Source organism: Saliniramus sp. (genome assembly GCF_035311605.1).
Lineage (GTDB): Bacteria > Pseudomonadota > Alphaproteobacteria > Rhizobiales > Beijerinckiaceae > Saliniramus.
Genome location: NZ_DATGCW010000174.1, coordinates 1 through 10610, shown reverse-complemented (window position 1 = coordinate 10610; position 10610 = coordinate 1). Strand labels below are relative to the sequence as shown.

Below are 10610 nucleotides of genomic sequence, written 5' to 3'. Positions count from 1 at the left end.
GGTCGAGGTACGCCCGAATTCACGCAACGTGATTCCCGGCGAGGTCTTTCTCACAGTCGATTTCCGCCATCCCGAAACATCCGTTCTGGACGCGATGGAAGCCGCGCTCCATCAAGAGATCGACGCCATCGCAAGCGAAATCGGCCTCGTCGCCGAACACCGCCGCGTCACCAACAACCCGCCTGTCGTCTTCGATGCCGATTGCATCGACGCGGTGCGGCGCGGCACCGAGCAGGCGGGTTTCGCGAGCCGCGAAATGCTCTCCGGCGCTGGCCACGACGCCACCTATACCGCCGCGATCGCACCAACGGCCATGATCTTCGTGCCTTGCGAGAACGGGTTGAGCCACAACGAGGCGGAGAACGCGACCTTCGGCGATTGCGGCGCGGGCACGCAGGTCCTGCTCAACGCGGTGCTGGATTACGATACCCGTTTCGCACCCTGAGGCGACGCGCGGCTTACGCGGCGAGCGTCACCACCGGCCCGTCGGCGGCATCGGCATCCTCGTGATCATGCGTCACGAGCAGCGTCGGCAGTCCGAGCGCGCGGGCATGGCCGAAGACGAAGGCGCGGATATCCTTGCGCAGGGGCCGATCCAGCTTGCTGAATGGCTCATCGAGCAGGAGCGCGCGCGGTGAAGCAAGCAGCGTGCGCATCAGCGCCGCGCGGGCGCGCTGGCCGCCGGAAAGCGTCGCCGGATCCCGCTCGTAGAAACCCGCAAGCCCCGCCTGCTCCAGCGCTTCCTCCACCCTCGCCCGCCTTGCGCGCCGTCCCCTGACGGCGGCATCAAGACCGAAGGCGAGATTGGCGCCGACGCTCAGATGCGGGAAGAGCAGGTCGTCCTGAAACAGGATCCCCAGGCGCCGCTGCTGTGCCGGCAGCGTGGTAATATCCGCACCATTGAGCAGCACGTCGCCGCGCGCCGTGAAGGCCTTGTCGAGAAAACCGGCCACATAGGCGAGCAGCGTCGATTTCCCCGATCCGCTCGGCCCCATCACGGTCACCACGTCGCCCGGCGGCACGGTGAGGTCGAGCCCGTCCAGAAGCGCCGCGCCGTTGATGCTGATGGAAATGTCACGCAGAACGAGCCCCGCCTCGGAACCGTCCTCATCCGATTGTTTGGCCTGCCTCGTCACAACGGCTCCATCCATCATGCCAGCCCCTTGCGGTTGCGGTAGATCAACGCCGGCAGGGCCAGCGCGATCGCATAGACGGCGAGCGGCAGCAGCGCCTGGATGAATGCATAAACCCCGATCACCCGCCTGTCGCCGCCGCTCGACAGGGTCACGGCCTCTGTGGTCAATGTGGCGATGCGCCCGGCGCCAGCGAACAATGTGGGAAGATAGAGCGCAATGCTCACGGCGAAACCGATGGCGCAGGCAATCGCCAGCGGCCGCGCCAGCATCGGCAGCTTCACCGTGAAGAAGATCCGCATCGGCGACGCCCCCAGAGCCGCCGCGCTGCGCGCATAGCGCGGATCGAGTGCGCGGAAGGGATCAGCGAGCGAGAGGAAGACATAGGGCATCACGAAGATGAGATGCGCCCAGATCACTGCGAACAGCGTCGCATCGAGAGAGAAATGCACCAGTAACATCTGGGCCCCGAAGAGAAAGCCGATCTGCGGCACGAGCAGCGGGAGATAGAGCGCCCACAAGGCTCCCTGCCCCACCGTCAATCCGCGCCGCTGCTCGTTCTCCAGGCAAGCCAGCGCCAGGACCATGGCCACCAGCGTCGCGGCAGCGGCGATCACCGCCGTAACCCCGGCCAGCGCCGTGACGTTACCCGCATGTTGCTCCCAGACGCGCAGTGACCAGCTCTGCGGCAGAAAATCGGGATAGCGCCAGCGATGCGCGAAGGACCATGCCGCGATGGCAACGAGCGTTGCCAGGGCCAGCAGGCCGCCCGTCCAGCCGATCAGCGCGGCACTGCCCCATAAAGGCTCACCGGCGCCACGCCGGACACCGCGCGCCAGCCAGGCGCGATGGATTGCACCGACGGGGATCTCCATCAGCCGCCACAGGCCGATCCCGGCAACGACGATGGCGAATTGCAGCGTTGCGGCGGCAGAAGCCGGGTAATACATGCCCAGATCATAACCGGCGAACCAGCGCGTCGCCACCACCGAGAGCGGCGGCGGATTGCCGGGGCCGAGGATCAGCGCCATCTCGACATTGGCCAGCGAGAAGGCGAGCACGGCATAGATTGGAAGGCGGATCTGGCGGTAGATCTGCGGCATGATCACCGCAACGAAACCCCGCGCCGGCCCGTATCCCAGCGCCGAGGCCGCCTGCAACATAGGGCGCAGCGCCACCTGCGTGCTCGCTGCGACGATCATCAGGATGAGATACACCGTCTCCTTCAGGGCCAGCCCGGCGATCAGGCTCAAGCCGTAGACGTCGTTCACCGTGGCGATGCCGGGCGGGCGCTCCCAACCGGTCGCCCAGGGCGAGAAGCCGCGCACGATCAAGCCGCTCGGCGCCACCAGAAAGGCGAAGCCGATGGCGATGGCGACATGCGGCGTAGCCAGAAGCGGCGGCAGTGCCGCGCGCAGGATCTCGAACGCGCGCGTCCCCACGCTGGTCGCGCATAGCGTGATGGCAAGGATCAGCGAGACGAGGCTCGCACCGAAGCCCGTGGAGATCGTCAGCCACAGCGCCGAGCGAAAACCCGCATAGGCGAAGAGCTCCCGCCAGGGATCGAGCGAAAACTCGCGCGTACCCAGTACCGGCAGGTAGCCAAAGGCCGGCAGGAGCGTCCAGAGCAACCCCGCGCCGATTGGGCCGAGCAGGATCAAAAAGGTCAGGGTCGGCGCGAAACGCAGCATCGGATCAGCGCGCTGTCCGCGCTTCCCATTCCTCCACGATCCGCGTCATCCAGGAAGGATGCGGCTCGAGCAGCACATCGGCGATCTCTTCCGGACGCGGCATGGCGGGGTGCTGCGATGTCGCAGCGAACAGCGCGCGCGCGTCCGCGTCGAGCCTGTCCGTATCGAGGACGGTGAAGGCGCCAAGCACAGTCGGGTCCTGAGCATGCGCCTGGGCCTCCGGCGACATCAGGAAATTCGCGACGACCATCGCACCTTCCTTGTTCGCGGCATTATAGGGTATCGCGACGAAGGAGGTGTTGCCGATGGTGCCGGCATCGAGGAAATAGACCCGCGCCGTATCAGGCAGAAGCCCCGTCTCGGACAGAAGCGCCGCCGTCGCCGGGTTGAAGGTCACTGCGATCTCGATCTCGCCGTCGTCGAGCAGGCGATCGAGATCGGCGCTCGAGCCGGGAAAGTCCGTTCCGCCACGCCAGAAATGCGGACGGATCGCCTCATACCACGCCCAGAACGGAGCAGTGGCCTCCTCGAATCGCGCATCCGTCGCCTCTTCCTGCAGCAATGCGGGATCCGGCGTCAGCTCGTAGAGCGCCTGTTTCAGGAAGGTGGCGCCCAGGAAATTGCGGGCATTGGGATGCGTCAGCAGGCCCGGATTCTCCCGCGCCCAGTCGAGCATGTCGGGGATCGATTTCGGCAGCGTTTCAAGATCAGCACGGGCAGAGTCGTAAACGAAGGCGACCTGCGCCACGCGCCAAGGCGCCGCCATGCCATCAACGGGGATTGTGAAGTCGACCACGTTCGAGGGTTTGCCCTCCTCGTCCACCAGTGCGTAGTTCGGTAGCACCTGGGTGAAGGGCCCAAAGAGCAGATCCTGATCTTTCATCGTGAAGAAGTTCGGACCATTGATCCAGATCAGATCCACCGTACCGCCCTCGTCGCGCCCGGCGGCCCGCTCGGCCACAACCCGCGCGACCGCCTCTGCGGTATCGGTCAGCTTGACGTGCTCGATGCGCACGCCGTAGCGCTCGCGCACCTGCTCTCCAGCCCAGCTGATGAAGGCGTTACCCTTTTCGTCACCCGCCCAGGCATTCCAGTAGACGGTCTGGCCTTCAGCCGCGGCCACGATCCCGTCCCAGCTCGAAAGCGCATCCGACGCGCCATTGCGAGCTGGCGCCGCGCCTGATGAGAGCAGAAAAGCTGAGGTTGCGATTGCGCCGAACCATCGGCGCGTGGGCCCTTTCATGCTTGTCACGCAGATATCTCCCGGAACTCGAAATTTGTTGCACGCCGAGGCGAGGTGCACTGTCACCTATACGCCGCAACATGGCGATTCGTTACACGATCACGCATCCGTGAAGGCCCTTGCGGGTTTGCCAGCGGGCTGCGCGGGCGTTAAAGAAATACTTTCAATTCTGCGCTACGCAGTCAGGATGGGTACAGATTTCCGTCACGCGGGGGCAGCGGGAATCTCTGGAGTATGTGAATGAAGCGCGTCTGCGGGTCAGTGACCCGAACGCCTGTATGGAAAGCGTTTTTCCTCGCCCTCACGCTCGGCATGATGCCGGTGGGGAGCGCGTATGCGTTCGACTTCTTCGGCCTGTTCGGACGCAGCGAAACCCTGCCCGAACCGAGCACCGACGCACTCCCCTATGATTTGCAGATCGATATCGTCGGCGATGATTCGCAGCTGCGCACGGCGATCGAGGACATTTCGACGCTGTATCAGCTGCGCAGTGATGCTCCGCCGGATGCGCAGGCGCTCGCCCGGCGCGCGCAGGGCGACATCCTGCCCCTGATCGATGCACTGTGGGGACTGGGCTATTACAATGCCAGCGTCGCTATCGAGGTAGCGGGCGTGACCATGCGCGTGGGGACGGACCGCGTCGATGCGGCGCGTCCGTTTCGCGGGAGCGCGCGGGTGCCCGTGCGGATCGCCGTCGATCCATCGCAACGCTTCACCATCCGCAACGTCGCGATCGTCGAAGCGGGAACCGGCCAGCGGCTCGGCCCGACGGCGATCCCCGAGGATGTCATCGCCCTCGCCCCCGGCGACCCTGCCTCCGCCGCAAACATTCTGAGCGCACAGGCGCGCATCGTCGATTACTATCGCGCGCAGTCGCGCCCCTTCGCCGATATCGTCGAGATCGACCCGGTGGTGAACCATCCCGAGCGGGTCATGGATCTCACGATCGCGGTCTCCCCCGGCCCTGTCGCCGGCCTCGGACCGATCACGGTCACGGGCAACGAAAATGTCGACGAGCGGGTGATCCGCTCCTTCATCTATACCGAGCCGGGTGATCCCTATTCGCCCGAGGCGCTGGCGGGAATTCGCACCACCGTCACGCGGATCGACGCACTCGCCTCCGTGCGCGTGCGCCACGGCGACACCCTCGATGCCGACGGCAATCTGCCTCTTGATGTCGAGGTGACCGAGCGGCTGCCACGCGTGCTGGGCGCTTCGGCGCAGTTCTCGACCACGGACGGACCCTCAACGCGTGTCTACTGGACACATCGCAACCTGTTCGGCGGTGCCGAGCGGCTGCGGCTCGAGGCCTCGGCCTTCTATCTGACCGAGGGCGGGGGCGCGCTGTTCGACCGTCGGCGCAATGTCTTCGACGATCTCGGCGGTCGCGTCTCGGCGAGCTTCATGAAGCCGGCGCTATGGGGTACACGCAATGATTTCCTCGCCGATGCGCGCATCGAGCGCGACCGGGCGGACGGTTTCGACACACGGCTCGCGAACGTGACGGCCGGTATCCGCCATCGCTTCTCGGACACGTTCAACATCCGGGCCGGGATCGAGTATGAGCACGGTATTACGAAAGACGACACGCGCAAGCGCGATTACCGCCTCGTCGGCATCCCGCTCACGCTTGAATTCGATTCTTCCGACAGCCGGCTGGAGCCGACCGACGGCATTCGGCTCAGTGCCGGCGTGACACCTTACACCGGAGCGCTCGGCTCGTCCCTGAACATGCTGAAGACACGCTTCGACCTGTCGACCTACTATGCGCTTGATGATCGCGCCCGCTACATTCTTGCTGCACGTATCGGTTTCGGCTCCATCGTGGGGCCTGATCTCGGGAACATTCCGGCCAACCGGCGTTTCTTCGCCGGTGGCGGCGGATCGGTACGTGGCTATGCCTATCGCAGCCTCAGTCCGATGCGCAACGGCGTCCCGATCGGCGGTCGCTCGCTGATCGAAGGCTCGATCGAGGCGCGCATCCGCATCACCGATACGATCGGCATCGTGCCCTTCATCGATGCCGGCGGCGCTTTCCGCGAGAGCTATCCGGATTTCGGCGAACGACTGCGCTTCGCCGCCGGGCTCGGTTTGCGCTATCATACCGGCATCGGTCCGATCCGGCTTGATTTCGCAGTCCCGCTGCAAAAGGAGGACGGCCAGCGTGGCTACGGCGTCTATATCGGCATCGGGCAGGCCTTTTGATGATGAAACCGATCCGCACCCTCTCCGGCATCGCCGCCCTCGCTCTCGCCGCGCTCGTCGGCGGCTGGCTCTTCTTTGCCACGCCCGGTCAGGCCGATGACGACCAGAGCGCGCTGGCCTCACTGATCTCGCGCCTTTTGACCACGCCGACAACGCGGGTCTCCATCGGCGATATCGATGGCGCCTTGTCATCGACGGCAGTGATATCGAATATCACCATCTCCGACGATGAAGGCCCCTGGCTGCGTCTGGACCGGGTCAGCCTCGACTGGAGCCGCGCCTCGCTGCTGCGGCGCCGCCTGCAGGTGAACGCGCTGGATGTAGGCACGGTGGAATATCTGCGCCCGGCGCAGACGCCACCGCAGGAGCAGGACGCCGCCGAAAGCGGGCCGCTCTTTCCCGAATTGCCGCTCGAGGTTCGCATTGATGCGTTCAATCTCGACGAACTGATTGTCGGCGCGCCCGTTCTGGGCGAAGAGGCACGCTTCACCGCCGAAGGTTCCGCCCGGCTGGCAGACCCGTCCGAGGGCCTCGACCTCAGCTTCGCCGCGCGCCGCCTCGACGATGGCGCCGCGCTTGATCTCGAACTCGACTATATCCCGGAAAGCAACCGGCTGACCCTCGATCTTGCCTTCGATGAGCCCGCCGGAGGCCTTGTCGGCAACCTCCTCGATCTGCCTGGTCGTCCGCCCGTGAAGCTCGCCCTGAGCGGCGATGATCCGCTTGATGATTTCGACGCCCGGCTTGATTTCAGCGCCGGCCCGCAAATCGGGGCGCGCGGTCAGGCGCAGGTGGTGCGCAACGACGCGGCCTACGATTTCGACCTCGACCTCGTCGCGCGTCTTGCCGGCTTGCTTCCGCCCGGCGCAGCGTCCTTCTTTGAAGGCGAGACAAGGCTGACGGGCGCGGCGCAGCTGCGCGACGATACGGCATTTCGCCTCGACGATCTGAGCCTGCGCACGCGCGTCGCGCAACTGACCGTCGGCGGCACGATCTCCGCCGAGCGCGAGCTCGACGTACGGGTCACGGGCCGCGCACTCCCCGGCAATGACGGCGTCAGCCGTGCAGGTGACGTGGCGGTGGACACACTCGCCCTTGATCTGCAGGTGACGGGTCCGCTGGCGGCACCTGCCCTCGATGGTACGATCAAGGCAGCCGGGGTGGACACGCCGCGAGCAGCGCTCGAACGGCTCGATCTCGACATCGCGATCAATCCGGAAATCGCTCGGTCAACCGGGGATGATGGCGCCGATCGCTTCGATTTTCGCATCAACGGTGATGCGCGCGGCATCGCGCTGGCGGATTCGGCCCTCGACAGGGCGCTCGGCGGCAGCATCGAGATCGCAGCCCATGGGGTGCTCGGCACCGATGGCGTTGCCGATCTGGCAGAAGCGCGACTGATAACGCCGACCTTCGCCGGCAATCTCACAGGCCGTGTCGGTAGCGAATCGCTCGATGCGACGCTCAGCATGATGATCGCCGATCTGGCACCGTTCTCCGGGCTCGCCGGTCTGCCGCTACGCGGCGCGGCGGATCTGACGGCGCGGATGGCGGGCAATCCGGCGATCGAGCAGGTCGTCGTGGCACTGTCCGGTGATCTGCGTGATTTCGGCACCGGCAACGACATGATCGACGGCCTGCTCGGCGAGACGACGCGGCTGAGCGGTAACGTCGCGCAGATCCCCGACGGTCTCTCCTTCGATGAACTGCGTCTTGCGAACAGCAATCTCACGGCGCAGCTCGACGGGCGCGCCGATGACGGCGCGGCCGATATTCGCCTTGATGTCGGCGTGGCCGATCTCGCGCCGCTCGATCCCCGCATTACTGCGGGGCGGCTCGACGGCGATCTTCGCCTGACGGGATCGCTGGAACGCCCTGATCTGAGCGGCACAGTGCAAATCGCGGACATGATCGCCCTCGACCGGGATGTGCCCCGGCTCGCCCTGACGCTGGACGGGGCCGATCTCACCGGCCTTCCAGATGTGCGCCTCGCACTCGACGGGCGCGTCGCCGGCAATGCCGCGCAGGGCGGCTTGCGGCTGCGCGCGCGTGCTGCCGGCGGTTATGCGCTGGAGGATCTCGCGATCACCATTGGCTCCGCCCGCCTTGCCGGCGCGGTGACCCTCGATTCCGAAAACCGCGCCGAGGGGCGCATCGCGCTCGATGCCGAGGATCTCGATGATCTGAGCGCGCTGCTGCTGACGGAGCTTGGTGGCAGCCTCGCCGCGACGATCGATCTCGCCATCAACGAGGGCGGCCAGGATGCACGGATCGCCGCTCGTGGTGAAGCACTCGGCTTCGGCGATATCACCCTGTCGGCCTTCGAGGCGGACATGCAGGGCCGTGACCTCCTGCGGGCCCCCGCATTCGCCGGCACGGCGCGGGCGGAACGCCTTGGCGTCGCGGGACAGGAATTCACCCGCGTGGCGCTCACTGCCGAGGGTGTTGCGGATGAGACGCGTTTCACCGCCGAGGCGCGGGCCCAGGGCTTCGATCTCGATGCACGCGGACGCCTCACGCCGCGCGACTCCGATTTCGTGATCGGGCTCGACGCCCTTTCCGCCACGCGCGGCGAGCGCAGCCTCGCGCTGCGGCAGCCCGCGCGGATCATCATTGCCGACGGCAGCGCCACGTTCGAGGATGTCACCATCGCGGCCAATGGCGGGCGCATCACCATCGCAGGCGCTGCCGGGGAAAGCCTCGATCTCGCCATCGACATGACCGCCCTGCCCCTGTCGATCTCGGAGATCTTCGTCCCCGGCCTCGGCCTGACCGGGACGGCTGAAGGCCGCGCGCGGCTGCGCGGAACCGCGAATGCGCCGCAGGGCGATTACCGGCTCGACCTCTCCGATGTCGCCCTGCCGCAATTGCGCGAAGCGGGTATTCCCAGCGTCAACGTCACTGCCTCCGGCACGATTGCCGATCAACGCATCGGCGTCGATGCCCGGATCAGCGCCGCCGCAGCGGATCTGCGCATCACCGGGAGTGTACCGATCGATCAGACCGATGCGCTCGATCTGCGGGCGCAAGGCAATCTCGATCTCGCGGCGGCGAATATCATCCTCGCACCGCAGGGCCGGCGGCTGACCGGCGCCGCGCAGGTCGATGTCACGATTCGCGGCATGAGCGCGGCGCCGCGCATCGACGGGACGGCGACGGTCAGTGCGGGACGTTTCACCGACGAATCGCTGGGCCTCGATATCTCCGCGATCAATGCCCGGCTGGTTGCGCAGGGCGATGTGCTGCGCATCGAGTCCTTCAGCGCCGCCACACCCAATGGCGGCACGCTCGCCGCATCCGGACAGGTGCGGATCGACCCTGCTGCGAATTTCCCGGGCGAGTTGCGCATCACCGGACGCGATGCGCGCCTCGTCTCGAATGATCTCGCGACTGCGACCGTCGATCTTGACCTTTCGCTCACCGGCGCCCTCGTGACGCAGCCTTTGATTGGCGGCAGCGTCACCCTGACGACGCTCGACATCACCGTTCCCGACCGCCTGCCCACGACATTGCAGCCGCTTCCCGGCACCCGCCATGTCGACGCGCCGGAGGAGGTGCGCCTGCGTCTGGCGTTGCGGGAAGCCGCGAAGCGCGAGCGCGGCGTGCGCTTCAATGCGCGCCTCGATCTGGCCATCGACAGCCCCAACCGCATCTTCATTCGCGGGCGCGGCATCAATGCCGAACTGGGTGGCGCGCTCCGTCTGAGCGGCACCAGCCTTGATCCGGTCGCCATGGGCGGCTTCGAATTGCGGCGCGGTCGCTTCGATCTGCTCGGCCAGCGGCTCGAACTGACACGGGGTACGCTCGATTTTGCCGGTGATCTTGTACCCTTCATCGATTTCGTCGCCGAGACGCAGGTGAGTGATGCCAGTGTGAGCATTACGGTCTCGGGACCCGCCGATGATCCCGCCTTCATCCTCAGCTCCGTCCCTTCCCTGCCCGAGGACGAAATCCTCTCACGTATCCTGTTCGATCAGGCTTCCGGCGGGCTGTCTGCCGCACAGGCCCTTCAACTTGCCCAGGGCATCGCCACCCTGACCGGCGGCGGCCCTGGAGCCTTCGACGAGTTGCGCCGCGCGCTTGGTGTCGACAGCCTCGACATCACCGCCGATGCTCAGGCTCCCGCCGTGGGCGTTTCGCGCTATATTGCAGACAATGTACGCGTCGGCATCCGCGCCGGCGCGCGCCCGGAAGATACCGGGGTATCGGTCGATATCGACCTCAGCCGCCGATTGCGTTTGCAATCTCAGGTCGGCGCCGATGGAGATACCTCGGTCGGTATCGGTTTCGAGATCGAGTACTGAACCAAGCCGCTTGTGAAGGGGACCCGCCATGAAG

Annotated in this window: 6 protein-coding genes; 3 read left to right on the top strand and 3 right to left on the bottom strand. The window is 66.1% G+C overall.

Annotated features, from left to right (window positions below; translation table 11 throughout):
* A partial coding sequence (locus VKP01_RS08145; RefSeq protein WP_324411652.1) for a M20/M25/M40 family metallo-hydrolase occupies window positions 1-445 on the top strand: 445 nt, incomplete at its 5' end.
* 13 nt (window positions 446-458) lie between these two features.
* Here the strand turns inward: VKP01_RS08145 and VKP01_RS08140 are convergent.
* From VKP01_RS08140 to VKP01_RS08130, 3 genes are read right to left on the bottom strand one after another with little or no spacing between them, the layout of a single operon-like run.
* Complete coding sequence (locus tag VKP01_RS08140; RefSeq protein WP_324411651.1) at window positions 459-1151, bottom strand: ATP-binding cassette domain-containing protein; 693 nt, start codon at window positions 1149-1151, stop codon at window positions 459-461.
* Entirely contained in the window at window positions 1151-2824 is a 1674-nt protein-coding gene (locus VKP01_RS08135; RefSeq protein ID WP_324411650.1) for an ABC transporter permease, read from the bottom strand. Before VKP01_RS08135 ends, VKP01_RS08140 begins: the two co-directional genes overlap by 1 nt.
* Window positions 2825-2828: 4 nt before the next feature.
* A complete protein-coding gene (locus VKP01_RS08130) occupies window positions 2829-4067 on the bottom strand; it encodes an ABC transporter substrate-binding protein (RefSeq protein WP_324411653.1) in 1239 nt (412 codons plus the stop codon).
* A gap of 240 nt (window positions 4068-4307) precedes the next feature.
* Between VKP01_RS08130 and VKP01_RS08125 the strand changes: the two genes are divergently transcribed.
* Together VKP01_RS08125 and VKP01_RS08120 are read left to right on the top strand one after the other, a co-directional pair.
* On the top strand, window positions 4308-6272 hold the full coding sequence (locus VKP01_RS08125) for an autotransporter assembly complex family protein (RefSeq protein WP_324411649.1): 1965 nt from the start codon (window positions 4308-4310) through the stop codon (window positions 6270-6272).
* Complete coding sequence (locus VKP01_RS08120; RefSeq protein ID WP_324411648.1) at window positions 6272-10576, top strand: translocation/assembly module TamB domain-containing protein; 4305 nt, start codon at window positions 6272-6274, stop codon at window positions 10574-10576. Before VKP01_RS08125 ends, VKP01_RS08120 begins: the two co-directional genes overlap by 1 nt.
* The last annotated feature ends 34 nt before the right edge of the window (window positions 10577-10610 follow it).